The sequence below is a fragment of the Dietzia sp. KRD202 genome, from assembly GCF_017168155.1.
Classification (GTDB): domain Bacteria; phylum Actinomycetota; class Actinomycetes; order Mycobacteriales; family Mycobacteriaceae; genus Dietzia; species Dietzia kunjamensis.
Map to the genome: position 1 here is coordinate 79,555 of NZ_JABFAN010000016.1, position 24,420 is coordinate 103,974.

Consider the following 24,420-nt stretch of genomic DNA (forward strand, 5'->3'; position numbering starts at 1 on the left):
CCGGGTTCCTCCCCCTCTGCTAACCGAGCCTTCTTGTCGTACCACAGAGAACTCAGACCGCTCGCCATCTCGCGCATTCCGTCGAACGTCTCGTCGAGGTCCGCAGGACCACCGTTCGCTTCCTCGATCGAGGTTGCAATATCTGACCAGTACACGAGTTTGCGACGTTCCTCGTAGGGGAAGTCCAAGAGCGTCGCGAGCATTCGAGCTGTCAGTTCGATCGAGACAGTCTGGACCCAGTCGAACGGCTGATTCACCGGCAAGTCGTCTAGTACCTCGCGAACCCGAGACCGAATGAGCGTCTCCATCTCGCGCAGGTTCTTCGGTGCGACCACCCCTTGCACAGCTGCTCGCTGCACGTCGTGGCGCGGTGGGTCCATCGCGATGAACATCTCGATATCGAGAAAACGAGGCGGGGCCCCGATCACTATCATCGGCTCGGCGGAGAAGACCTCATGGTTCTTATCGACCGCGATGATGTCTTCATGTCGGGTCACTGACCAGAACGGCCCGAACGCACTGTTGGGCTGAAAGTGGACCGGAGCCTCGTTTCGCAGGCGCTCATAGTAGGACTGCCAGCGTCCTTGCCGATAGAGAAAGGGATTACTGAGGTCGATGTCGGCGAGTTCGACGTCCTCGACGGGGGGGATGGGCTTCTCTACGAAGAGCTTCTTCCCATTCGTCCTTGTCACCCAGCGCCGAGTCCTGTCGTACAGATGGGCGCCCCGGATCTGCAGATCCATCGGGATGGCCGACTGAACCTTGTCGCCGATCGTATCGGAAACCTTCACGTGTCTCACCTTGTCTTTCGTCGTTACATCTGGAACGTCGTTACATCTGGAACTCTGGCACCTGGACGGTAAGGCCGTCCCAATCCGCGGACGCGGTCATCTGGCACGACAGTCGGGAGGTCGGCAGCCGTTCGGGGTTCATTGAGAGCATCTCTTCTTCACTTGCTCCCGAGAGGCCCACCACGTCGGACCATTGCGGATCAACGATGACATGACACGTGCCGCACGCGGCTTCGCCTCCGCAATCGGCGTCGATTCCGGGCACCGCGTTGTTGACGGCGATCCGCATGAGTGACTGCCCCTCCTCCAAGGGCACCTCGTGCTCCTCGCCGTCGTGGGAGACAAAGGTTACAACTGCCATAGTGAACTCCTGATACGTAGTATTTGACGTCCTTTGGCCCGTTGAGTTTTCCGTTGGTCAGCGCAGGCTCAGTGGCCTTCTTGTCACGCTTCTTTCCCTGGGCTCAGACGGCCGCGGCGGGCGCCTCGTGCGTCCGTCTCTACGTGGGTCGGCGCGCCTCTTCTCGGTGGAGTGGCCGTCCTCGACGCCACTGTGACGTCGGCCACGTTCGTGACCCAGTCTGGAACGCCCGACCCACTTTGTCAACGAATATTCCCTAGTGAATCTCGTTCACGGGCCGGGGGGGCCTCGACCCGGTAGCATCCGGGAGGTGACCGAGTCGGCAAGCGCGCCCCCGCGGCGCAGCCCCCGGATGGTTAAGCGCCGCGCGCAGAACTGCGAGCGCATCCTCGACGCCGCCGAGCGGGCGTTCGTCTCCGGGCAGCGCAACGTCCGGATGGAGCAGATCGCCGAGGACTCGGACATGTCAGTGGGCGCGCTCTACAAGTACTTCGGCAGCAAGGACGGCATCCTGCTCGCCCTCGCCGACCGCGCGCTGACCCGGTTCAGCACCTACCTCGACGAGGCCCTCCGTCCCGAGTACTCGCCCCTCGAGCAGGTCATCGCCGCCAGCGACGTGTACCTGCGGTTCTACCTGGACCACCGCGGGTCGTTCCGCTTCCTCGCCTTCGACGGCCACGGTTCCGGCCTCTCCGCCAGCGCCCACGAGCTGAGCCAACAAGTCGGCGACCGCCTCGACGAGATCCTCGGCCGGTTCCAAGCACACCTCGAAAGCGCCATCGCCACGGGCGAGGCCTCGCCCGACTACCCGCCGAAAGAAACCGCGCTCTTCCTCTGGGGCGCATGGAACGGCGTCGTCTCCCTGACCCTGCGCAATGACCGCATGGCACTCACCGACGATCAACTCGCCGCCACCCTCGACGTCGGCCGCCGCCTCGTCAACGAGGGACTCGCCCACCCCAGCTTCCGCATCCGCGGCCACTCGCGCGCCCGCGTCATGGACCCCACCAAGAACTGGTAAGCGCGCACCCACGGCCCCACCCGACAGCCCGCTCACGAGCGACCACCACTCACTGGCCACACGACCGCCAGTCACGTACCTGGGCTCCCACATCCCGGTGTCGCTGTGGGAACGAGGAATCACCGGGATTACCGTGGCCCCGCCGGCGGGCAACACCGCCCTGGCCGCCGTCTTGGATACCTACAACCTGACCGCCGATAGCCGGCGCTCCCCTCCCTCTGGGCAGAATCGCCTTCGGGTCGTCGCCTGGGCCCTGGGCGCCGACGACCCGCCGCAGCGCCCGCTCGCCGGCGATATCCGGGCGAGCACTATCCCGCCGGACGCCACAGGCGGGTAACATAGGTAACGGAAAACGTTTCCGGTTACTCGTTACCGATCGGAGGGGAGATGGCTATGTCGACGTCGGAGAAGATCGCCAGGGCCTATGGGGTGCTCGTCGCGCGAGGGGACAAGGTCACCGTGCGCAGCGTGCAGCGTGAAGCGGGGGTGCGCATCGGTGAGGTGGCCGCGTGGATGCGCGAGCACGCCACCGGCGCTGCCGGGGACGTGCCCGAGGCTCCGGATCTGTCGGAGGCGATGTCGGCGATGGTGCAGTCGGTGTGGGCCGCGGCGTGGAAGCGGGCCGCGGAGCAGGCGGACGAGGCGACCGCTGTGGCGCTGGATGCAGCCCGCACTGGCGAAGCAGACGCCCTGGCCGCCGCCGAGCAGGCCGCCACGCAGAGAGATGACGCCGTCGCGGCCTGCGATCGCGCCGCTGGCGAGGTCGAAGGGTTGCGCGCGGAGCTGGCGCAGCTGCGCGGGCAGCTTGACGCGGCCCTTCGGGACGCGCAGGACGCGCGCGCCGAGGCCGAGCAGGCCGACCGGGCCCGGGTCCGCGCCGAGGCGACCTCGGACACTCTGCGTGAAGTGCTGGACTCACTACGCGATAACACTCGCGAGGCCGGCCCGGCCGGCACACCGTCGACCGCAACTGAACGCCCCGACGAGCGCCCCTGAGAACTGAGTGTCAGAGGTGGCAGCCACACCCCAAGGGCACGACGATCATTCGGGGACGCCGAGCTCGGCGGACCGACTCGAGTCGTAGGTAGGCGGCGTCCACGGCGCCCGCGGCCTGAGGGAGAAGGTGGCACGCAATGTGGGATCTTGGCACGGCGACGTTGGCGGTCGCGGTGGTGGCGGGCGGTGCCCTCGTGCTTCCTCCGACCGCGCGAGGTGTGGGCGGGATGTGCGCGATCATCGGCTTGCTCGGGGTGATGCAGGGGGCGAACGTGGGCGCCGACTCCTCGCGGCGCTGGGGACGCTGGCCTGGTTTATCGGGCACTGGTCGTTCGCGGTCCGCAATGATGCGCGGTACCGGTCACGGTTGGCGCGCGTGGTGATCGACCAGACGCCGCCCGCGGTGGACGCTGCCGCAGTTCTGGGAACTGCGAAAGCGCAAGACGCGCGAGTGACTGAACGCTGACACATCTCTTCCGACCGGAACGAGAAAAGGCCCCGCGGTGTGGCGGGGCCTTTGTTGTGGGTAAGCGTACGTCAGATCAGAACAGCGAAGGTGTATCCAGGGGTGCGGTATTGCCGGATGCGGCGCTGTAGGCGATGGGGTCCCAGCCACCAGAGACTGCGTTGCGGACGGCCAGGGAGCGGGCGTGGCGGTCTTGCCGTCTGAGGGAGGTTCGGATAATTCCGGTGCGTCCGCAGGCGACGGCGTAGTTCAGGTTCGCCGCCTGTGTGGACGGGATCAGGTGATCGGGATCAACGCGCACGCATAGTGGCTCGTTGCAGCGGTGTTCGGCGACGACGCCGGCCAGGTCGATGCCGTCGAGTAGAAGCGCGAACCGGTGCGCTGATTCGGTGCGGCTCACGCCGCCTTCGCGCCAGCTCAAGCGTCCGTACCCATCAACACCGGAGACGGCCCCCGTGAACAGCCAATGTCCGTCGCCGGGGGCTCGTACGACCTTGGCCCAGAACGCGGCGATTGCCTCCGGAGTGGGGGGCAGTGTCGCGCTGTAGGGGCGCGAGTTAGCCGACGGCCCAGACGAGGTGGACCGTGGTTCCAGGTCCAGTCCCGGCAGGGGAACGTCCCCACACCACGGCCCACCGCGGGGATCAGTGGTTGCTGGCACCGTTGCTGTCCGAACTGTCTACAGCCGTGCCCGTCTCAGCGTCTTCGCTCGCACTCCCGGTGCTCTCTGACTCAGACTCGCCGCTGGCTTCGTCGTTGTCGTCCTCGGAGTTTTTTGCGCTGCGGATCGCTGCACCGACGTCGCGGGCAGACAGGCCGGTCATCTCGGCTAGGTCGGACTGGGGGACGCCGAGGCCCCGGAGCTCGATGAGCGCGCCGCCGAGGGTGGCTTCTGCTTCCTCGCGGGCGTCGATCGCGGAGAACACGGCAATAAGCTTGGACTCGCGCTTGCGCGCTCGCTCCAACTCGACGGCCATTGCTTGGCGGGCGCGGGCCCGTGCGGTCTGTGAACGGGAGTCTGTCTTCGCGAGGCCCATACGCTCGACCCTATTGGTCGCCGCTCTCCCCCGCAGTCGCCCACGCTCTGGCTGCCCACGCTCGGGCTGCGGCTGCCCGCCGCAGCTTCCGCACCGCCCCGGCCAGTCGCCCTCCGTGCGTCCGCCACAAAACCCGACTCGCTCTCGCTCCTCTGAACAGTCTTACACAGTAGGCATTACTAATGACGCCTGGAAAACCGCTGGTCACCGACCCGGCCAGCCGCGCCGATAGACGCGCCCAGACGCCCCCGCCTAGACTGGCGTTCATGATGAGCCTGCGGGCGGTGCACGCCGGGACTGGATACCAGTACTTGCTGCGCTCCGTGGCCACCCACGACGCCGACCCGCAAGGGCAAAGCCTGTCGGACTACTACGCCGCCAAGGGCACCCCACCGGGCCGCTGGATCGGCTCCGGACTGACCGGGCTGGCATCCGAGAACGCCATCTCGGGATCGGTCGTCACCGAAGCACAGATGGCCGCACTGTACGGCGAAGGCCTGCACCCGGACACCGACGACCTCATGGAATCAGGGACGCCACTGTCGGCCTGCAAACTGGGCCGCTCCTACTCCCTGTACGCCTCCGGCGTGCCGGTCCTGGCGGCGATCGACGCCGCTGAGAAGGCGTTCGTCTCTGGCGAAGGCAGGCGCCCCACCACGGATGAGAAGGGCCAGATCGCCGAGAGTGTCGGACGCGGTTTCTACACCGAGCAGTTCGGCTACGACCACGCCTCCGGGCGCGACGTCATCGCCTGGGTCAACCGCGAACGAGACAAGGTCCGCCAGGCCGTGGCCGGGTTCGACTTCACCTTCTCCCCGGTCAAAAGTGTCAGCGTCTGGTGGGCAATGGCCGACGAGCACACCGCCTCCCACATCGCGGCGCTGCACCACGAAGCAGTCGCCGAAGCACTCACCTGGGCCGAGAACAATGCGGTGTACACGCGGGTGGGAACCAACGGCATCGAGCAGGTCTCCACCGGCGGGATCGTGGCCAGTGAGTTCACCCATTTCGACACCCGCGGCGGGGACCCGGACCTGCACTCGCACGTATTGATCGCCAACAAAGTGCAAGGCCCCGACGGGCGGTGGCGCACCCTGGACTCACGCGCAATCCACCAGATGCACCAGGCGATCTCCGCCCGCTACGACGCCGTCCTGCACGACCTCATCACCCGCCGAATGGGCGCGCGATTTGTGGCCCACTACCCGCACCGAGACAAGGCGCCCATCTGGGAAGTCGCCGGTATTGACCGCCGCCTGATCGACGCGTTCTCCTCCCGCCGGACCCTGGCCCGTCCGGTCTACGACCGACTGGTCACCGAGTACGTCCAGGCCAATGGTCGCCAACCCTCGCAGCGGGCCGCGTACGCCCTGTGGCAGAAAGCCATCCTCGACACACGCGATGCAAAGAAGCCCGCACAGTCCCTCGATGAGCACCGGCAGACCTGGCACAAGGTGGCCGCCGAGCGCATTGGCCAGGACGCCCTTGCGGCCATGCTCTCCGGCGTCCGAGGTGCCGGCGCAGAGCAGGACCGACCCCTGTACTCAGGCAGCGAACACGCCACCGACGTGGCAACCAAAGCTGTACGCGCGGTGACCTCCCAGCGGGCGCAGTTCCGCCAGTCGCACGTGGACACGGCAGTGTCGACCGTCCTGAAGGGATACCGGTTTGCCTCCGCCGGCGACCTGGAGCAAGCCCACAGCCAGGTCATGGAAGAGGCGATGGGAGCGCACGTCGTGGCCCTGACACCGCCGGAAATGCTGGACCTACCGGAGGCACTGACGGGTGAGTCCGGGGCCGGGGTGGACCGTCACGCCAACTCCCGCAAATACACCACCGCCGCGGTCCTTGAAGCCGAGACACTGACCCTCGAGGCGGCCACCACACCGGTTGCGGTGTTCGCCTCAGGCGCCGACATTGAGCAGGCCCTGGCCCGCCACGAACTCGAGCACGGGTGGGCGCTCAACGCCGGGCAGGCCGCGATGGCGCGTCACCTTCTCACCTCCGGCACGCTCGTTGCCGCCGGAGTTGGCCCAGCCGGTACCGGCAAGACCGCGAGCATGAAACTCCTCGCCCAAACCTGGCAGGACAGCGGGCGAGGTGTCATCGGATTGGCGCCCTCGGCAGCGGCGGCATCCATCCTTTCCGATGAGATCGGTGCGACCTCCCACACCATCGATTCGGTGACCTTCACCTGGCGCGGACTACACCCCAACCAACCGGAGAAGACCCTGTCGGCACTGCCGATCAAGATCGCCCCCGGCGACATGCTCCTGGTCGATGAGGCCGGAATGTCGAGCACCGAAAACCTGGCCGCACTGACAGAGATCGCCGCTGAATCGGGAGCTGTTGTTCGGCTCATCGGTGACCCCAAGCAGCTCGCAGCCGTCGAAACCGGCGGACTGTTCGGAGAGGTCGCGCGCACCCCAGGAACGCCCGAGCTGCGCGAGGTCATGCGCATGGGCAGCGACACCGAACAAGCCGCCGCCACACTCTCCCTACGCGAGGGAAACCCCGACGCCCTGGCCCTGTACTCCCAGCGGGGATGGATCACCGGCGGCACCCGCGAGCAGATGCTCACCGAGGCAGTGGAGGCCTACCTCACCGACACAGGTGCCGGCCGAAACTCGTTGATCATCGCCTCGAGGAACACCGACGTCGACACCCTCAACGAGATCATCCGCTCAGGCCGCATCACCGCCGGGATCGTCGACGCATCCTGCGAAACCCGAGTCGCTAGAGGCGACACCATCGGCGTCGGGGACACCGTCATCGCCCGCAAGAACGCCAAGCTCTACACCGAAGACCGCAAGTACCTGGGCCGGGTCATCAACGGGCAACTGTTCACCGTCACCGGCCTCACAGGCGACGGCTCGGTGGCCGTGCAAGATATCAACACCGACGAGCAGATGCTCGTACCCGGCAGCTACGCGCAAGACAACATCCACCTGGGTTACGCCTCCACCATCCACCGAGCCCAGGGCGCCACCGTGGAGACCACCCACGCCGTGGTGGACACCTCCGTCGACCGGGCCGGCCTCTATGTCGCCATGACCCGAGGCAAGCAAGAGAACCGCGCCTACGCCGTCTGCGAGCCCGTCGTTGATTTCGTGGCGGAAGATGCCCACATGCACTCGGCTGGCGACCGGGACGCACCTACCGCCTCGGAAGTTCTGGCGACCATTCTGCGGCGCGACACCCACCAAGCCTCGGCCACTGCGGCCCTGCGCGAAGAGATGGACCACGCCACCGACCCGGCGCGTCTGGAAGCGCTGTATCGGCACGGCGTCGACCTGGCCGCCGACGCCTTCACCAGCGCCACTTTGGCCGAATACACCGACGCTCTCCCCCGTCTCTACAGTCGCCAGCTCGAGGCAGATCCCGACCAATACGCGGCGATCGCCCAAGCCTGGACCGACGCGGCAAAAGCCGGCCGCGACCCACGCGAACACTGGACGCAGGCCACAGCGAACCTCGAAACCGCGGACTCCCCCGGTGCCGTCATCGCCCACCGCTTGCGTCACGTGACCGCCGCCGGTCAAGACCGAAGCGCTCTGCCCACTCCCCCACCGGCAACCGCTACTGGCGATGCCGAACTCGCGGCCTGGCTCACCGCCACCCACGACGAACTGACGACCTCGCCCGACGAGGACACCGCCCAGGCGCCCTCGGTGGACGTGGACGACTTCACTGCCTCCTACCTCGACCACCGGGCCGCAGAGGAAGAAAGCGGCCCGGACACCCACTCGACGACCGGATCGCCCTGGGGACCTACGACCGACTCCTCTCCCGACCTCTGGTGACTTGTCCGCTTCGAGCAGGCGGTCAACTGGAGGTGTTAGGCGGCAGTGGCGGCCCATTGATGGGGCGCGGCCAGCACGTCCGCCGCAGGCAGCGCAGCGCGGGCCGCGGCCACCAGTTCCCACCAACTACCGGGGTCTGGCTCGCGGTGGCGATCTTGCGCGGCCATTGCTGCCCCCCAGGTGGTTGCCTCCACCGGCGGCCCGGTCGCGGTGGCCCCGTAGGCCAGGGCGATATCGACGGGGTGGACCTGCTCGGCTTCGGCCGGGCTGGGGAAGCTCCCCCATTCGGCAAGCGCGTCGGAGTCTTCTGCCTGGTAGCGGGTGGTGAACCACCACACGAATACCGCCGATTGGAGGCGGTACAGGCGGACCCGATCGGCGTGGGCCCCTGTCACCCCTGCGGCGGCGGCGGCCCGGGTTAGGCGGGAGCGCCCCTGGTAGGCGCGCCCGCTGGCGGTGCATAGACCGAGGGACTGCAGGGCACGGAGTTTGCTGCGCACGGTGGCCGCGCACACGCCCAAGCGTGTCGCCAGCTCCCCCACCGATACTCGCCCGGTCCGGAGCAGGTCCCACACCCGCATCCCCAGGACACCCAGAGGGCGGGCGTGCCAGATGTCGGCGCGAGCGCATTCCAGTTCCTCATGAAGTTGCTGCGCTAGGACTGGAGTAAATACTGCGCCACTTCCTGTCTCCCCGCCCCCGCGGGTAGCCACCCGCCAGGTCGCGGCCCACGGGCCAACTGCTCGCTGCGTGCGGCGGATCCAGCCCCGGTCGGCGAGATCGGTAAGCCGGTCAGCGACGGTGTCCCTGACCAGGCCGGCGGCCAGAGCCCAGTCACGCTCAGAGAAGTGGACCTCCTCGGAGGCTGCCGAGAGGACGCGTGCGGCCAGGGCGAGCAGGACGAGTCGGCTCTGCGCTCCGGTTTTGCCCTGCCACTGCTCGGGCTGGGCCTCCATGCGCGCGATCAGATCGGCGACGGTGCGCTCGGCGGTGCGGCGGGCCGGGCTGGCGGTGCACGAGGTGCGGGTGGCGTGGCTGGCGGCAGTGACGGCCTTGGCCCACTGACGAGCCAGCTCCTGTTCGGTGTCCAGCCGGGGGGTACGGCCGCCTGCGGTGCGGCGGGTGCGCAGGAATTCCAGACCGGGCCAGTTCTCGGTGAAGGCGGCTCTGGCGAGGTCGCGGTACTGCATGCGGGCGTGTGCGCACGCGAGCACGATCGACCAACCGATCGCGGAGGCATCCCCGCTGCTGGTGATGGGGGTTGAGCAGAGGGCGCGGATCTTGGCGGGCAGTGGGCGGCGTGGTCCGGCCAGATGCGGATGGCCTTCGACATCGACATGCACGGGCAGGGTGGCAACCGTCGGGTTCGCCGCGGCGGCCGGATGAGGGTGGGCGCCGAGCTGCTCGACAGCCCGCTTGAGAGCACGCAGCGATGCGGGATGAATGTCGGTGTCGCCCAGGGGTACCGAGGTTCCGCCGGAGCGGTGGGGTGAGCCCGGGGCGCGGACACAACCGGTGCGCGGGTTCGCCAGTGGGCCGCGGTCAAGTGAGGGCCACGCGGCGGCGAATGCGTCCACTACTGGCGCTAGTCGGGTCGGTGAGATCGCGGTGCTCAGGCGGATCCAGACGTGATATCCCCCGCCGGGTCCAGATGAGCACACCAGATGTTCGATCCCCGCGGCGGTGAGAGCGGATGTGCAGGCGGCGAGGTCGGCAGTGGCGGTTGAGCCGGCGTGATGGGCGTCGAAGTCCAGAGCAAGCAGGCGGAAACGGCCGGCTTCGTCTGTCAGATGCAGCGCGTACGGCACATCTGGGCCGGGGGCGCCGTCGGTGAAGCGCCGAGTTGTCGAGAAGGTGTGGGCTTTGCGCGGGTCGACCCGCACATACGGGCGCGGACTCCACACACACGCCACCGACTCCCACCACGTGTTGACCTGATGGGATGCAGTTTTGCTGGTATCAGAACAAGACACGCCGTCCGGATCGACTGGACCGTCCGGAAGGTATGACCTACCCTGAGAGGTGCTTGGAAGCACAGCTCTCCTAATTGGTGAGCAACCCGAGTTTGAGCGGCAACTCGAACTCTTGACTTTCGATCCCGGCCCACTCGCCAGTGAGCCGGGATCAGTCATTTCATGGGCTGCATGATTTTTAGTTTTCAGTCACACAGCTGATCTACCTCACGCTGGAATCGCCTCCTGGTCGTCAAAATGCGACACGGCTTTGGGCATGCCGAGGTGTGCCGCAGCGACTTCGGCTACGTACTGGTTCATAGAGATGCCGCGCGCCTTGGCTTCACGCCGAAGTGCGTCGTAAACATCCGAAGGTACGCGGACTGTCATGCGTGTCCGCTCCCCCAAGGCTGGCCTGCCAGGCCCAGAACGTGTGGTCGCCATGACGTCAAAACTGACATGGCTGACGTCAGAAATGTGTGCGACACGCTCACGACGTCACAAATGGCGGTAACAAGTGTGGCGCGGAGGCCGCTGTTTCAGCCGATCGTGGAACTCGGCCCTGAGTCATGCTCGCTTGCAACTAGTGTTTGGCGTCCTTTTGAGCTGGCATGAGTGAGTCGACGAGCACCAGCTCCATCAGGTCGATTCCATCGAGCACCGGAATGACCTGCCGCGCTGATTTCGGACAGCGGAGTTGATGGTTTCTCTACGCTGCCGTCGCCGGCTGGATGTCAGCGTAGTGCACCTCGTTCGGCCGCTTGTAGCCGAGCGCTGAATGGCGCCGTCGGGTGTTGTAGAACCCCTCGATGTAGCTGATGACGTCGCGTCTGGCCTGCCTCTTCGTGGCGTAAACGGTGCGGTAGACGCGTTCGTTCTTCAATGCTGAGAAGAACGACTCGGCCATCGCGTTATCCCAGCACACGCCCGTTCGTCCCATCGAGGAACGCATCCCCAGATTCTTGACCAAGCGCCGGTAGTCGCCCGAGGTGTAGACGCTTCCGCGGTCGGAATGGAAGATCGCCCGCGGCTCGATCACCGTCGTCGCAGCGGCGTTCTTCAGCGCCGTCTCGACCAGCTCGGTGCGCATGTGATCGGCGATCGACCAGCCCACCACTTTCTTGGAATAGCAGTCGATCACGGTCGCCAGATAGACGAACCCCTGCCAGGTGTGGATGTACGTAATGTCACCGACAAACTTGACCCCGGCACGATCGGCGGTGAAGTCGCGTTCCACCAGGTCAGGCATGTCGGCCGCCGCGTCGGCATCGGCTTCGGTGGTCACCCGAAATGGTCTCGGTTGGCAGGCAACGAGGCCTTCAGAGCGCATGATCTGCCGCACCAACTCCGGGGAGCACTCAGTGCCCTCATCGGCCAGGTCAGCGTGGATCCGCCGATACCCGTACGTGGCGTCGGTGGCGGTGAAGAAGTGCTTCACCCTGGCCGTCAGCGCCTGTCTGCGGGCCGCTGTCGCCGAGGTCGGGCGCGAGAGCCAGTTGTAGAACCCAGAGGTCGAGACGGCCAACCAGGCGCACATCTTGTAGAGCGGATTGGTCTCGGACGGGTCGTTCTTGCAGGAGTCGATGTACTCGTATCGGCTCACGGTCGCTGCTCCCGCGCGAAGTAAGCCGCTGCTTTTTTCAGAAAGGCCGTTTCAGCGCGGAGCTCGGAGTTCTCCCGCTCCAGCTCCTTAAGCCGTGCCCGCTCATCGAGCGTCACCTCAGTCTCGGTGCCGCCGTGGGTCTCGCGGTATTTGTTCACCCAGTTCCGCAACGTTTCAGGTCCGACGCCGTAGGCCACCGCGACGTCCTTGATCGTCTTCGAAGTCGTGATGACCTCCTGGCACAGCTCATCCTTGAACTCCTGGCTGAACCGCCTGCGTGATGCACTCACTGCTGGATCTCATTTCGGTAGGTCCCTCACTTTAGGAGGGCCCACTGTCCGAGATCACCGCAGCAGGCCAGAACTCGAGCCCGAAGCCTGTCGATGTCTGATCAGCAGTCTCGTGATTCCAAGTACTCGACGATGGCGCTGTCGGTGATGGACGCGATACTGATAGTGCGGTCGCCTGTTTCGTAGCGCAGTTTGTCTACCGCGCGGAGTAGCCGTGCTTTCGTTGATGGGCGCAACCGGACATTGTGCTGCTCCGTCAGTCGCTCCTCCCCCCGCGCGGCGGGCTGGTTTGTCTGTGGGGCGGACAGCGGCGCGGGAGTCGGGGTAGGTCGCTCGGGCAAGTCCGCTGCGGGGTGGGTAGTTCGTCGGATTGCGGGTTCACGCTGGACGCTCATGCTGCAGTCCCTTCGGTGATTACCAGCTCGGAAAGTAGATCCGTGTAAGCGACCTGGAGAGCTAACGCCTTGCCGCCAGTGAACCTGTGGATCGGCGTGTGAGTGCTATGCGCGTCCTGGCGGGCGGTCAGTTCCGGAATGGCGGTCTTCGCGACCAGTTCTCCGTAGGTCTCACGCAACTCGCTCTCGCGGAATCGGTGTTCGCCGGTGGCCCGCTTACGGCTAAGGACAATTTTCTCGAGCACGAGTCGGGGGTTGGGTCGTCTCTGGACATTGCGGATCGTTTCCTGAAGGTTTTCGATCCCCCGGACACTGTCGATGGTTGGCTCGGTGATGGCAATGACCCCGTCGGCTGCGCACAACACGGCAAAGAGCAACTTCCCCAGTGACGGTGGACAATCGAAGAGGACCGCGTCGTAGACCGAGAGGTCGAGCCCCTCGAACGCGATGTCGAGGCGGAAGATCAAATCGTTGGCTCCGTCCGACTCGATGTTGGCCAATGCTTCGTTGGATGGGATGAGGTCAACCCTGTCCCAAGGGGTTGCGATGACGGCATTGGCTGCAGCTCCCGCAGCGGTTCGGTTCATGAGGTCGAACGTCGTCATCATGTCGTCCGTGATTTCGACACCGAGCCCAGTGGTGGAGTTCCCCTGAGGGTCGACGTCCACAATCAGAACATTGCGTCCCTGATCGCTCAGTGCACTAGCCAGGCCGAGCGTCGTTGCAGTTTTGCCGACGCCGCCCTTCTGATTGCAGAGCGCTAACTTGCGGACCATGCGCGTTCCTCTCGAAGTGGCGGCCAACCACAGGTGCTCGCTAGGTTGGCTGGACGGTTACGTTCCCTCGGATAATCGCTGGGTAGTTCGCGTCGTAGTGCTAGCGAGGCTAACCCTGATAGATAGTGACGTAGCGAAGGCTCGCGGAGCAGCCATAACTATCAACGTTTGGCTAGCTAGCGGTGCTAGCTTAGTTAATCTAGTAACGGTAGACAAGCACGCTACTGGTGCTTCTCTAGCTTGTTGTGCACGCAGAGACGGGTCGGTGTGCCGGGCGCTGGTGCCGCTACCCCAATTCGCTTAGGGCCCCCACGGGCCTGTCGAACGTGGGCCACTACGTGGGGCCCGATCAACGAGCCCGTGCCGGGCGGTCAGGGGGCCGACGGGGTCGTCATCGGGGAACGTTTGAATGTGGACGCGACGGGTGTTGTCCCAGGTAAGGTTTCCGAGCTCGTGAAGGACTTCGAACGAGGTGCCGGCACCTGCAGAGATAGGCGTGACGGCGGCGGGGCGCCTCGCCGGACGGGCTTGGGATCACCACCGAAGCACACCCGAGGAGCTCCAGAGAAGGACTGTTAGCGCAGGTAGGGGCCGATCTACTGTAGCCGACAGTTATCCGCTCGGGGGTTCGTCGGAGCCGCTCCCAGCATCCGGAAGTAGAAATGGCTTGCACCCAGAGGGGGCCGTCACTACGCTAGGAACTGCCCACCGTTACGACGGAACGGGAAGAAGGCCTTAGAACCCCAGCCGGACGACTGGATCTAGGGCCTTTCGCTTTGTCCGGACTCTGGCATCAGAGACTCGGGGGTCCGCTTCTCGATCAGGATGCTGCCGCGGAGCACATCGATGTAGCTAACATCTCCGGAGAAGCTCGCGTTCACCGCCCCAAGCACAGCGTCCGGGATCCACAACAAGGGGTCATCGCCACCACGGCAGTGGCTAATCCTCAGGCCCCGATGCCAACCCTGGTTCTGCAACGAAACGATATGGGCGCGGTCCTGCTTGTCCTGAGAGTCGCTTCGCCGTTCGAGAGTGATGTCTAGGACATCAGCCTCTCCGAGTTCGTAGTAGAGCGTTTCCAGGCACTTTCGCCTGTGGCGCTCAGTCTTTCGGTTGCGCCCACTGAGGTGTGCAACGACTACGTGCATGGAACCCAGATCGGCGATTGTCTCTGTGATCGTGCGGCGGCGGCGATCACTTTCATCGGTCCAGTGAGGTTTGATCTGGCCTGGAAGACGAAGATGGCGTAGCGCTTCTCGGATCTCGTCGCAATCTCCTGCGGTGACGATGGCCGCCCCGATTAGGTACTCCTGAGTTGTATCGGTCCGGACGCAACTGGACTCATCAACAAACGCACGCATACCCGCCGAGGTCATTTCCACCTACTCACCGTATCCATCGGCCGCGACAACCCAGCCCGGCACTTCCTCTTACAACTTCCGCCCCTTTGGGGTACACCCGTGCGGGACGATATGTCGCCGAACATCGCTGCTGTGTCACAGGGTCTAGTTCGGTACTTATGAAACGCCTTCCCGTCGGGTCTAAGATCTATTGATACAGATTCCGGGCGAAAGGGTCTTTCGATGGCTGATCGGATCGGGACGTTGCTGAACCGTTCGGGTGACGGTGGGGAAGAGGTGCTTATCGTCAGCCGCGGGGGCGTACGGACTCGGTTCCGTCGCCGGGACGAGTTGGGTTGGAACTTTCGGGTGGAGTCGACGGACTCGGAGAACGTCATCGAGCGGAACCCAAAGCGAAAGCCGAAGCCGGCTCGCCAGGCCTCGCGTCCGCGTGGACAGCGGGTGGCGTACGTGCGGGTGTCGGCGGCGGATCAGAATGAGGCGCGTCAGCTCGAGGCGGTGGGGGAGTGCGACCGGGTCTATATCGAGAAACAGTCGGCTCGCTCGCGCGCCGATCGCGTGAAGCTCGAAGAGTGCATCGGATACCTGCGAGATGGAGACGAGCTCGTCGTTGCGTCGATGGACAGGCTCGCTCGATCCCTGGTCGATCTCAAGCAGATCGTCGGTGAGATTACCGCGAAGGGCGCGAGCGTGCGGTTCGTTCATGAGCGGGCCACCTACGCTGCTGGCGCCCAGGATCCTCGAGCGGATCTGATGCTCTCGCTGCTCGGGGCGTTCGCCGAGTTCGAGCGGGCCATCATTCGCGAACGCCAGGCTGAGGGCATCGCCATCGCCAAGGCGAAAGGCAAGTACAAGGGACGCAAACGAGTCCTGACCACCGAGCAGATCGACAAGGCCCGCGCCCGCATCGAGGCGGGGGAGGGGCCGTCAGCTATTGCCCGAGACCTCGGCGTTGGCCGATCGACACTTTACCGGGCTCTCCATCGACAAAAGTCTCAGGCGCCTGACGAGTAGCGAATGCTCGGCCGTGCGATCAACGCTCGCTCCAAGCCTGACCTACTTGGTCTTCATCTGTATGCGAATCCCCTCGCTGATATGGGAGGCGTACTGAGTTAGCTCGGGGTCGGTAATCGACCCGCCAATCTTCTTCCACTCCCGCTGGAGTGCCGGCTTGATCTCAGATACCGGACGCCCTTTATATCGCTTGGCCAAGGTGTCGAGCATCGTCTGGTAGTCAGACGCCATGCTCTTCACAGCCCTCTCCGCGGCCCTGCCGAGCTGTTTTTCCCAATCGGGATTTATCTTGAAGATTGCCATCGTGAAACCTGCTAACTGAGCCTAGGCCCGGTTGTGCGCACTGCGTTTGGAGTATCTTGCGTCGGGATTCTCGTTCGACATTTGCCTCCGGGCTCCGACTACTCGGACTCCGAGGGGGCTCGGGGCCTCGGCGCTTATGAATAGACTACTGGTGGTGTCCGACACGATCGTGGATCCTACGATCTCAGCTGGCCGAGATACATCGGTTATGGTCCGATCTCCTGATTTGGCGTTCATGAGGACGTCCCCCAACATTTCCACAGTCGGAGTTGCAGGGTCGTCAATCTGTCGGTTCTCGAGGCAGAAAATTCGAGTCAGGGTTGGACACCTAGTGCCCCGGAGTCGGCCGGAATCGCGAATGTACATGCGTCGGTTCAAGGACCGTAGGACACGGGCATCACTTAGCGCAGACTGACCGGCGAACACTGGCCTTTGCGCGGAAGCATGCCTGCTGAATAGTCAGCTTTCCCCAGAACTCACGGGCGGCACGTACGGCGGCCGCTGCTTCGATGGTCGAGCATTTCTACTGCACCGAACGTTTACTTCCGGCCGCAAATCGATCCGAGGAGAAACCTCCGCTAAATAGGTCCTCATTTAGAATTTGGAGCACCAATTTTACGTTGGTTCCATTAATCGTTAAACGATCCTCGTTCATCATTTCTGCCGGATCGTAGCCATGGCGTCGGATCTCTTCCCTCAGAGAGTCGGGGGTCATGGTCCTGATGTGCGGACGACCCTTGACTGCTAAGAATTTTCTGCGAAGAAACTGATTCCTCCTCAGGGTCTGGTCTAGGACGTCTGCGCTTCCCTCTGTCATTGGTACGGACGTTGAAACTTCGTCCACCCAGTCTCGTGTCCTCGATAATACGGCGGCAGAGTCTCTAAATAGACCCTCAAATGCAGTTTTGTTCAAGATGTAGACTTGATTCGTCGTGATAATTGCGTCATATTTATTATCGAAAGCGAATATTGGTGATGAGATTTGGTCAAGAGTGCCGTTCACTAGCTGGGCCACCATTGATTTCTTGGCCAACTGGATAGGAGACCGTTTTTTGACGAAGAGTGCGCTGTTAGTTCCATTTCCGATAAGTGCAGCGTGGCAAAGCAGCGTTTTCGTCCTGAGTTCGTCTTGGGTGGCTAGGGGGAGTGATGCGCCCTTGAACAGCTCCTCTACTAGCGAAGTGTCGAGAAGTTCCTCGGTGTTCGCCACGAGGTGAGTGTTGTCCTCGAGGTCGGTCTCTGGGGAATATGGCGCCGGATCGGTCAATGATTCAACGGCGCTCGTGGCGTGCGAGCGGAGGGATTCCTCGACCTCATTGCCGGTCTTAACTAGCCGTCCGATGGACTGTTTTCCCGAAGCCCACGCAACTATGAGCTGAAGGGCTCCCTCGGTAGTTATGGGCACGTCATCTCCGGTCATTGCAGGTTGCGTCCTGATTCAGCGTTCGAGGTGATCCTAACGGCTGGTCGTGGCCACCAGGACATCGTCCGTCATTCGATAGGCCATAACCCTATCTCCAGTCAATATTCTCTCTTTGCATATGAGGTGCGTCTGTAGGCCGTTGGCATCGGTGATTGAGAAAATACGCCATCCATACAGGAACAGAGTGGGATTGACTTGAATGAGCTCGGTGCGCATGTGCACTAGGAACGCAACTACCAGAAAGACCCCATACGCGATCAGGTCGGCGGCCGTAGGTGACGACACGGTAAGGAAAGGCAGGAGATACCCGGCCAAGTAGCTGGAAGCACCGCTTCCCGCTGGCTCGACGTCGGTCACACTGTGCTCGGTAGGGGATCCTACTTCCTGGAGCCGCATGACTGTGGGCAGAGCTATGAGGCCTACGGCGGCAGCTAGGGCGCACCCTGCTCGAAGCCAAACATCCTCGAAGCGGATCGCCAACATGATGAATAGCGGGGCGTACGAGGAGACAAACATGAGCGGCTTGGTCAGCCAGCCAGTCCCATCCCGCATAGGCACACACTAGGCGGCGACTCCGACATTCGACGGTGCCGGTCGAAGTGTGGTCGTCGCGAACATGGCGTGCGGACTACCGGGCTCGGGTACTCCATGACTTCGGTAGGGCATCAAAAGCCGTTCCGGATTCCGGTGCGCTCCTCGCTGGACGACTAGCTTGCTCAAGAGCCTGCGGATGGGCATAGCTTGGGGCTTCACTACAGCGTCGGCGACAGTGCCGGTGGTCAGGGAAGGGCGTTGGCGACGTCGATGGCTTTGCGGGTGGCTGTGACCATGGTTTGGGCGAGGATGAGGTTGCCGCCCGCTCCAATAGCCACGCCGATCCCGAACGGGGCTGCCCTGCCGAGTACGAGGATTCCTTGGCGGGTGCCGTAGCGGGTAACGAAATTGGGACCCAGAACCCGATTGATGGAGCGGATGGTGGTCGTAGGCACCGCGCCAGTGAGCAGTTTGCCAAGATGCGGTCCGGTGCGGGAGGCGGCTTTGTTGAAGAAGGCCGACCCGCTCCCGCCGACCAGGATGCTCAGCACGATTGCCTTCTGATGCTCGAGGTCGGTGATGTGGAATCCGTAGACGCGCAATGCCGCCAAGACGTGTCCAGCGGCTGCGGTTAAGAACCAAGAGACGTCTCCGGCGGTCATTGCCAACGCGGCGGCGGTTCCCACCCCAGGGACGGCGGCAGCTCCACCGGTGGCGGCCCCACTCACTGTCACTGATGACAAAAACGTCGTTTCGAGGTGTTTGAGTAGCTGATCGGGGCTCGCGTCCGGGTGTTTTTGCTGGATCCGGGCGACGCGATTCTCCGTGAGACCGTCGGCAGCGACGAGTGCCTTGTCTAGCAGTCGCATCGCTTGTGACACCTCGGCATCGTCGACGGCACCTGTGGCGGCGATTTCGCCCGTGCCGGTGTCGTAATTCTCGAGCATTCCGTACCCCTGTCATGCTCTCGGTATATCCGCTGGTCACATCACCTTATGTGCCAGGGGGCGGCTACTGGGGCGACGCCCCGATGCTCGATCACTCGTAGGTTCCCGATTAGTTCGAACGCGAGCAGCTTCATGAGGTGTCGAGTCTGCAGGAACTACAACTCGGCATCATTAGCTTGTCATAAGGTCTGGTTATCGGTCCATGCTCGTGGCCAACATCGAAGCCGGGATCGCAGGGCGGCCACATCCGGGGAAGCGGTCCTCGAGCTCCGCTGTCAGCGAAGCGGCCCGCCGGGGCGGGCGAATCCGGCCATCAATGCAACCGGCACCGATACGCAACCCAGGTGAGCTCCCGCCGCCGGTGACGTTCGAGTCCTCGACGGCGTCAGTGGCGCGATGCGAGAACGTCGTTGTCGAGAAAACCCTTCAATCCGCCGCTGAACACATCGTTGTCGTCGCCGGCGACCATATGACCGGACCCGGTGACGTCGATCAATCTGGCGGTCGGGATGAGCTCAAGCAACTCTTTGGCGCCCTCTTCGCTGACCACGTTTGATTGCGTTCCACGAACGAGCATCGTGGGAACGGTAATCGCGGCTGCGGCGTCTCGGGCGCGTTGGTATCGCACGATCGAGTCGGTCTGGCGGGTGGGTTCGTCGCCCTGGCGCAGAAACGCCGGATCCCAATGCCAATACCAGCGGCCATCGCGCAGCCGGAGGTTTTTGCGCAACCCCTGCGGGTTGGGGGTGCGGACCCGGTTCGGGGTATACGCTGCGATCGCTGCGGCAGCGTCCTCGAGGCTGTCGAAACCATCCAGGCCACTTTGCATGAACGCCATAATCTCCGCGGTGCCGCCCGGTTCGACCTTCGGGGCGATATCGACCAACACCAGACCACGAGCGAGCTCGGGATTCTCTCCTTGCCCGATCAACGACGTCATACCGCCCATCGAGGCGCCGACCAGTACCGGCGGCTGCCCCAACTCGCCGATGACCGAGGTCAGGTCGGAGACCAGAGCATCGATGCCATAGTCCCCGTCCGGTGCCCATTGGCTCTGCCCATGCCCCCGTGCATCCAGGGCGAGTGCGGACCAGCCGTCCGCCGCGAGCCTGCGTCCGGTGTTTCGCCAGGAATGCCGGGTCTGCCCGCCGCCGTGCAGCAACAGCACCACACCTTTACTGCTGACGCCTGAACCGCCGGCAGTCGCCGGTGGATCCCACCGGTCGGCGGCAAGTGTGACACCGTCACCGCGGAATTCAGGGTTTGTGACTACGGGATCCATGGCATTTCCTCACCAAGATTATCGAGTGGAGCATTCTCAGTCATGTTGCCGTGCGGGGTGAACAACAATGCATACCGCACTCGTCATCGGTACCGGGCAGCGCGCCGCGGGCCGGTACCACGGTTCGCCATAGCGTCGGGTGATGTGGGCTTGTACCTGGGTGCATATACCCAGGGCGAATCGGCCGCCACTGACTCGGGCGAGTTCGTGGCCGTGCTGGGCGAGGATCACCCGGACTGCGGGCGAACGCCACGGTGACGGCGGTTCGCAATCCTATGGCCGTCGTGCTCTCCACGGCTACCGCGAGCGGGCCGGAGGGCTCCCAGCGGGCCGAAACCGGCGTCCTCCGCCTGGGTAGAGATTCGGCGGGCTTCATCGAGCCGGACGCCGCTACCTGGGTAGTAGTCGATAGGCATGTCTTTCCATTCCGTCGCCGGCACGTCAGCATTGGCGGCCTCGTAGTCGGGGATCACGAGCCGTTCCTATGTGCACGGGGCGTGTGGTCGGCCGCCAGGAGCCGCTCCGCCATCGAGACGAGGGTGAGTTCCAGATCTGTGCGGCTCAAACCGGAATCAAAAGTGAGCACTGATTGGATGGCGCCGATGCAAGAGTGTACAAGGGTGCGCGCTGTGGCGTCATCCAACTCAGGCCTGAGCTCCAACTGTGTCGCGATCCAGTTTTCGACGTAGCGTCTCTGCAGGCGACGTATTCGGCGTGCGTGTTCATCTTGAAGGAAGTGGCTTTCCTGTCGGTAGAGGAGTACGACGTTGCGCGAGTCGAGGCAGAAGTCAATCTGGGTCTTAATGAGTTGTCGGAGTGTAGTCACACTGTCCGTGTGCTCATCGACGATTCGATCCGACCTCTCTAAAAGGTCGATCATTGGATTTTCGACGATCGCCAGAAGAACCGCATGCTTGCTCTCAAAATGTCGGTAGATCCCGGATCCGACAATACCCGAGGCTTGTCCGATATCCGCCAAGCTCACCGTGTGATATCCGCGCTCGGCGAACAGTTCCGCTGCGGCGGACACGATCTTCTCGGCCCGTTCAGGATCGCGAACCCGGCTCGGAACGCCTCCCAGCTCTTGACCAGATTTCACGTCTCGTCCCCCAATATTGTGTTGCGCAGCGGGCGCTCGGTTCGCGCGTGCGGCCGTTGAACCAGCTGGCTAGACGGCCGCACGCGGTGTTGCTCAGTCCGTGTACAGGCCTGAGTACTGGCTCCTCAATTTGTACTTCAAAATCTTTCCACCCACGGTTTGAGGAAGCGAATCGACAAACACGATCGACTTCGGCGTCTCGAAACCCGCAAGCTTCTCCCGAGCAAACGTGATCAGGTCATCCTCTGTGATATCGGCGCCCGGCCGGCGTAGGACTAGGGCGGTCACGGCTTCGCCCCACCTCTCGTGGGGCAGGCCGACCACGGCAGCGCGTTCGATTCCGGGGTGGCTCTGAAGGATCGATTCCACCCTGATGGTCGACACATTCTCACCGCCGGACTTCACGATGTCCTTGTAGCGGTCGACCATGATCCGCTGGCCGAACTCGCCAATCGCGCAGCTGTCCCCGGAGCGGAACCAGCCGTCAGCAAAGGCCTCTTCGGTCGCAGCCTCGTCCCGGTAGTAGCCGGAGCACACGGTCGGGGAGCGGTAGACGGCCTCTCCGGGACCCTCCTCTGACATGGTGATGAGATCCCCGAACGGGCTGACGATCGTCGATGCCAGTAGTGGCGTGGGAGTGCCCACATAGTTGATCGCCGGAGCAGTCGATTCGTAGAGATCAGTCCACTCATCCGGCCAGAAGGTGTGGCAGGCGATCGCCTCGGTCTGCCCGAAGATCGCGACGGACTGGAATCCGTCAGCCGCGCGCCCCTTGAGCTTCGCCAGAACCTGCGGATGCAACGCAGCCCATCCGTATACGGCAACAGTAAGACTGGAGATGTCGAGATCCTCGCGGGCATCCAGGACCAAGCTGATCTCATTGAGCATCGCGGGTGACCCGGACCACAGGGACGTGGCGCCGTTCTCCGCTATCGCCTCCGCGATCGACTCTGGACGAGGCGAGCGCCCGAGAACCACCGTGCCCCCGCACAGGAGGGCTGCAGTGTTGAAGGGTTGATCTCCGATGTGGTAAAGCAGTGGCAGAAAAGCGCACAGCACCAGGTCCGAAGGCCGTTTGAGCCCCCTGGTGTGGATGTTCGAGAAGTTGAGAGCGGCGAAGTAAGAGCTCGAGTGGGAGATCATCACCGCCTTGGGAGAGGAGGTGGTGCCGGAGGTGAAAAGGATCTGCCAGATGTCGTCGCCATGGATTTCCACGTCCGGGTCGGAGGTCGGCATGTCGGCGATGAACTCCGTCAAAGTGGTCGAGCCCTGGGGGACGTCGCCACCGATCGGGATCGTGACCAGCGGCGCCAGGTCGCGCTTGGATAACTCCGCCTCAACCCCCGGCCAGGAGGCGGCGTCCACGACTATTGCCTTGGGCTCCACCAAGTCGACGAGCTGGCCGACCACGTCCGGAGCCATCATGGTGTTGACCGGTGCACTCACAAGGCCGGCGCGCGCGATCCCGAGTTTAATGAGCCACCCTTCGACCGAGTTCTCGCACAACATCATGACGATGTCGCCGCGAGTGAGACCCTGAGACAGGAGCCCGTTGGCGATGCGGTTGGTGGCCTGGTAGGCCTGCTGGTAGGTCAGCTCGGCGAAGTCATCCGACGCGTAGGCTCCGGGCCGGCCGATGATCGCCGTCTTGTCCGGCGAGCGCCAGGTGATACGTTCCAGGATGTCGCCGATGGCGACCCGGTTCCACAGGCCGGTCTCCCTGCGGTTGTACAGATCCGTCACGTTGATGGGCATGGTTGTCTCCCGACTGCTCAGTAGGACCGCGGTAGGCGAAGGCTGTGTTGTGCGACGTAGTTGAGGATCATCTCCCTGCTCACCGGTGCTATTCGCAACAGGCGGGCGAGGGCCCAGTAGGGGAACAGGCCGTACTCCACGCTGAGGCCGTTCCCGCCGTGCGTCTGGATCGCTGTGTCGGCGGCCTTGAGGGCGGCGTCGGCCGCCGCGAATTTCGCGATGTTCGAGGCTTCGCCGGCGGGCAGGTTGTTCTGGTAGAGCCATGCGGCTCGGGAAGTGGCCATCGCTGCTAGTTCGACGCCGATGCTCGCCTCGGCCAGCGGATGGGACACAGCTTGGTGGCTGCCGATGGGGGTGCCCCACACTTCCCGGGTCCGGGCGTACTCCGCGCCCCGCTCCACGACGAACCGGCCGATGCCCACGCAGAGCGCCGCACCTGTAATGCGCTCCGGATTGAGCCCGTCGAAGACCTGCTTGAAGCCCTTGTCCACCTCGCCCAGCAGGGCGCTCGCTGGGAGCCGCATGTCCTGGAAAAACAGCGTGAACTGCTTCTCGGGCATGACCGCCGCGACAGGCAGCTCCTGCTTGATCAGCCCCGGGGTGTCCGTGGGGACGATGAACAGCGACAGGCGTCCGCGGCCGGACTCGGGGTCGACTCCGGTACGAGTGACCACGACGAGGGCGTCAGCCTCGTCGACACCGGAGATGTAGTACTTGGTGCCGTTGAGAATCCAGTCGTCTCCGTCCCGGGTGGCCGTGGTCGACATCTTGTGGGTGTTGGACCCGGCATCAGGCTCGGTGATGGCAAAGACGACCTTGGACTCACCCGAGCACATCTTCGGAATCCACGTCTCCTGCTGCTCGGGGCTGCCGTACTTTGAGATGAGTTCGCCGGAGATCGCGCTCGAGACCAGCAGAAGCAGGAGCGGGCATCCCCGCGCGGCGGTCTCCTCGACCACCAGCGCGAGCTCGGTCATCCCCGCGCCACCGCCGCCGTGTTCCTCGGGAAGGTTGATGCCGATGAAGCCGGACTCGCCGAGAGCGCGCCACAACTCGTCCGTATTCCCGCCGTTATTGGACTGTTCGGCGAAGTAGGCCGGGCCGAAGCGGTCGGTGATGGCCGCGACCGACTGCCGGATCGCGCGGTGGTCCTCTGATTCGAGAATCTGCATGGTCTTTGCCTTTCGTGGGGAGTGAGGTGCCGAGATTGC

20 protein-coding genes and 2 pseudogenes are annotated in these 24,420 nt (G+C 63.8%); 4 read left to right on the top strand and 18 right to left on the bottom strand.

Going from position 1 to position 24,420, the window contains the following annotated elements:
* Both J1M64_RS11015 and J1M64_RS11020 read right to left on the bottom strand, forming a co-directional pair.
* Positions 1-743, bottom strand: a pseudogene (locus tag J1M64_RS11015) (cytochrome P450); the annotation flags it as partial.
* An 88-nt stretch (positions 744-831) separates the two neighbouring features.
* Positions 832-1,152, bottom strand: coding sequence for a 2Fe-2S iron-sulfur cluster-binding protein (locus J1M64_RS11020; RefSeq protein WP_182618092.1), 321 nt, complete (start codon positions 1,150-1,152; stop codon positions 832-834).
* A 310-nt stretch (positions 1,153-1,462) separates the two neighbouring features.
* Between J1M64_RS11020 and J1M64_RS11025 the strand changes: the two genes are divergently transcribed.
* A complete protein-coding gene (locus tag J1M64_RS11025) occupies positions 1,463-2,173 on the top strand; it encodes a TetR/AcrR family transcriptional regulator (RefSeq protein WP_146776291.1) in 711 nt (236 codons plus the stop codon).
* A gap of 387 nt (positions 2,174-2,560) precedes the next feature.
* Positions 2,561-3,169 carry a hypothetical protein gene (locus J1M64_RS11030; RefSeq protein ID WP_241261435.1) on the top strand — a complete coding sequence of 203 codons (609 nt, stop codon included), beginning with the start codon at positions 2,561-2,563 and terminating at the stop codon, positions 3,167-3,169.
* Positions 3,170-3,711: 542 nt separating this feature from the next.
* Here J1M64_RS11030 and J1M64_RS19870 read toward each other — a convergent pair.
* Entirely contained in the window at positions 3,712-4,035 is a 324-nt protein-coding gene (locus J1M64_RS19870; protein WP_228549012.1) for a hypothetical protein, read from the bottom strand.
* Between the two features lie 244 nt (positions 4,036-4,279).
* Positions 4,280-4,672: a hypothetical protein gene (locus J1M64_RS11040; RefSeq protein WP_181694353.1), complete on the bottom strand. Its 393-nt coding sequence runs from the start codon at positions 4,670-4,672 to the stop codon at positions 4,280-4,282.
* Between the two features lie 182 nt (positions 4,673-4,854).
* Between J1M64_RS11040 and mobF the strand changes: the two genes are divergently transcribed.
* The gene (gene mobF / locus J1M64_RS11045; RefSeq protein WP_241261436.1) at positions 4,855-8,475 is read left to right on the top strand and encodes a MobF family relaxase; all 3,621 of its coding nucleotides are present in this window, start codon (positions 4,855-4,857) and stop codon (positions 8,473-8,475) included.
* A gap of 35 nt (positions 8,476-8,510) precedes the next feature.
* Here mobF and J1M64_RS11050 read toward each other — a convergent pair whose 3' ends face one another.
* From J1M64_RS11050 to J1M64_RS11070, 5 genes are all read right to left on the bottom strand, one after another.
* Entirely contained in the window at positions 8,511-10,358 is a 1,848-nt protein-coding gene (locus J1M64_RS11050) for a hypothetical protein (protein WP_146776290.1), read from the bottom strand.
* 297 nt (positions 10,359-10,655) lie between these two features.
* The gene (locus tag J1M64_RS11055; protein ID WP_119192862.1) at positions 10,656-10,817 is read right to left on the bottom strand and encodes a toxin-antitoxin system HicB family antitoxin; all 162 of its coding nucleotides are present in this window, start codon (positions 10,815-10,817) and stop codon (positions 10,656-10,658) included.
* Positions 10,818-11,136: 319 nt separating this feature from the next.
* Positions 11,137-12,320, bottom strand: a protein-coding gene (locus tag J1M64_RS11060; RefSeq protein WP_156776420.1) for an IS3 family transposase whose coding sequence is annotated in 2 segments (ribosomal slippage) — positions 11,137-12,056 and positions 12,056-12,320 — 1,185 coding nt in all. Because the reading frame shifts where the segments join, the coding sequence is not laid out codon by codon here.
* 391 nt (positions 12,321-12,711) lie between these two features.
* Complete coding sequence (locus J1M64_RS11065) at positions 12,712-13,491, bottom strand: ParA family protein (RefSeq protein ID WP_119192861.1); 780 nt, start codon at positions 13,489-13,491, stop codon at positions 12,712-12,714.
* A 761-nt stretch (positions 13,492-14,252) separates the two neighbouring features.
* On the bottom strand, positions 14,253-14,867 hold the full coding sequence (locus J1M64_RS11070) for a hypothetical protein (RefSeq protein ID WP_083249842.1): 615 nt from the start codon (positions 14,865-14,867) through the stop codon (positions 14,253-14,255).
* A gap of 207 nt (positions 14,868-15,074) precedes the next feature.
* Here J1M64_RS11070 and J1M64_RS11075 point away from each other — a divergent pair, with 207 nt between their 5' ends.
* Positions 15,075-15,866: a recombinase family protein gene (locus tag J1M64_RS11075; RefSeq protein ID WP_119192860.1), complete on the top strand. Its 792-nt coding sequence runs from the start codon at positions 15,075-15,077 to the stop codon at positions 15,864-15,866.
* A gap of 42 nt (positions 15,867-15,908) precedes the next feature.
* On the opposite strand, the gene J1M64_RS11080 is transcribed toward J1M64_RS11075, so the two are convergent.
* The 9 genes and pseudogenes from J1M64_RS11080 to J1M64_RS11120 form a co-directional block, all read right to left on the bottom strand.
* The gene (locus tag J1M64_RS11080; RefSeq protein ID WP_119192859.1) at positions 15,909-16,169 is read right to left on the bottom strand and encodes a hypothetical protein; all 261 of its coding nucleotides are present in this window, start codon (positions 16,167-16,169) and stop codon (positions 15,909-15,911) included.
* Between the two features lie 523 nt (positions 16,170-16,692).
* A complete protein-coding gene (locus J1M64_RS11085) occupies positions 16,693-17,589 on the bottom strand; it encodes a Kiwa anti-phage protein KwaB-like domain-containing protein (RefSeq protein WP_119192858.1) in 897 nt (298 codons plus the stop codon).
* 36 nt (positions 17,590-17,625) lie between these two features.
* Positions 17,626-17,949: a hypothetical protein gene (locus tag J1M64_RS11090; RefSeq protein WP_146776289.1), complete on the bottom strand. Its 324-nt coding sequence runs from the start codon at positions 17,947-17,949 to the stop codon at positions 17,626-17,628.
* A 422-nt stretch (positions 17,950-18,371) separates the two neighbouring features.
* Positions 18,372-19,073, bottom strand: a complete 702-nt coding sequence (locus J1M64_RS11095; RefSeq protein ID WP_119192856.1) for a hypothetical protein — start codon at positions 19,071-19,073, stop codon at positions 18,372-18,374.
* Positions 19,074-19,458: 385 nt separating this feature from the next.
* Positions 19,459-20,355 carry an alpha/beta fold hydrolase gene (locus tag J1M64_RS11100; RefSeq protein WP_119192848.1) on the bottom strand — a complete coding sequence of 299 codons (897 nt, stop codon included), beginning with the start codon at positions 20,353-20,355 and terminating at the stop codon, positions 19,459-19,461.
* A gap of 36 nt (positions 20,356-20,391) precedes the next feature.
* Positions 20,392-20,598: pseudogene (locus J1M64_RS20550) on the bottom strand (LLM class flavin-dependent oxidoreductase); the annotation flags it as partial.
* Positions 20,599-20,824: 226 nt separating this feature from the next.
* Positions 20,825-21,454, bottom strand: coding sequence for a TetR/AcrR family transcriptional regulator (locus J1M64_RS11110; protein ID WP_181694352.1), 630 nt, complete (start codon positions 21,452-21,454; stop codon positions 20,825-20,827).
* A 93-nt stretch (positions 21,455-21,547) separates the two neighbouring features.
* Complete coding sequence (locus J1M64_RS11115) at positions 21,548-23,209, bottom strand: AMP-binding protein (protein WP_119192845.1); 1,662 nt, start codon at positions 23,207-23,209, stop codon at positions 21,548-21,550.
* A 17-nt stretch (positions 23,210-23,226) separates the two neighbouring features.
* Complete coding sequence (locus tag J1M64_RS11120; protein ID WP_119192844.1) at positions 23,227-24,381, bottom strand: acyl-CoA dehydrogenase family protein; 1,155 nt, start codon at positions 24,379-24,381, stop codon at positions 23,227-23,229.
* Positions 24,382-24,420 lie beyond the last annotated feature (39 nt).

Excerpts from the sequence above, each read along its gene's own strand:
- J1M64_RS11020 (WP_182618092.1), bottom strand. The coding sequence starts at position 1,152 with ATGGCAGTTGTAACCTTTGTCTCCCACGACGGCGAGGAGCACGAGGTG.
- J1M64_RS11030 (WP_241261435.1), top strand. The coding sequence starts at position 2,561 with ATGGCTATGTCGACGTCGGAGAAGATCGCCAGGGCCTATGGGGTGCTC.
- J1M64_RS11040 (WP_181694353.1), bottom strand. The coding sequence starts at position 4,672 with ATGGGCCTCGCGAAGACAGACTCCCGTTCACAGACCGCACGGGCCCGC.
- mobF (WP_241261436.1), top strand. The coding sequence starts at position 4,855 with ATGACGCCTGGAAAACCGCTGGTCACCGACCCGGCCAGCCGCGCCGAT.
- J1M64_RS11055 (WP_119192862.1), bottom strand. The coding sequence starts at position 10,817 with ATGACAGTCCGCGTACCTTCGGATGTTTACGACGCACTTCGGCGTGAA.
- J1M64_RS11065 (WP_119192861.1), bottom strand. The coding sequence starts at position 13,491 with ATGGTCCGCAAGTTAGCGCTCTGCAATCAGAAGGGCGGCGTCGGCAAA.
- J1M64_RS11070 (WP_083249842.1), bottom strand. The coding sequence starts at position 14,867 with ATGACCTCGGCGGGTATGCGTGCGTTTGTTGATGAGTCCAGTTGCGTC.
- J1M64_RS11075 (WP_119192860.1), top strand. The coding sequence starts at position 15,075 with ATGGCTGATCGGATCGGGACGTTGCTGAACCGTTCGGGTGACGGTGGG.
- J1M64_RS11080 (WP_119192859.1), bottom strand. The coding sequence starts at position 16,169 with ATGGCAATCTTCAAGATAAATCCCGATTGGGAAAAACAGCTCGGCAGG.
- J1M64_RS11085 (WP_119192858.1), bottom strand. The coding sequence starts at position 17,589 with ATGACCGGAGATGACGTGCCCATAACTACCGAGGGAGCCCTTCAGCTC.
- J1M64_RS11095 (WP_119192856.1), bottom strand. The coding sequence starts at position 19,073 with ATGCTCGAGAATTACGACACCGGCACGGGCGAAATCGCCGCCACAGGT.
- J1M64_RS11100 (WP_119192848.1), bottom strand. The coding sequence starts at position 20,355 with ATGGATCCCGTAGTCACAAACCCTGAATTCCGCGGTGACGGTGTCACA.
- J1M64_RS11115 (WP_119192845.1), bottom strand. The coding sequence starts at position 23,209 with ATGCCCATCAACGTGACGGATCTGTACAACCGCAGGGAGACCGGCCTG.
- J1M64_RS11120 (WP_119192844.1), bottom strand. The coding sequence starts at position 24,381 with ATGCAGATTCTCGAATCAGAGGACCACCGCGCGATCCGGCAGTCGGTC.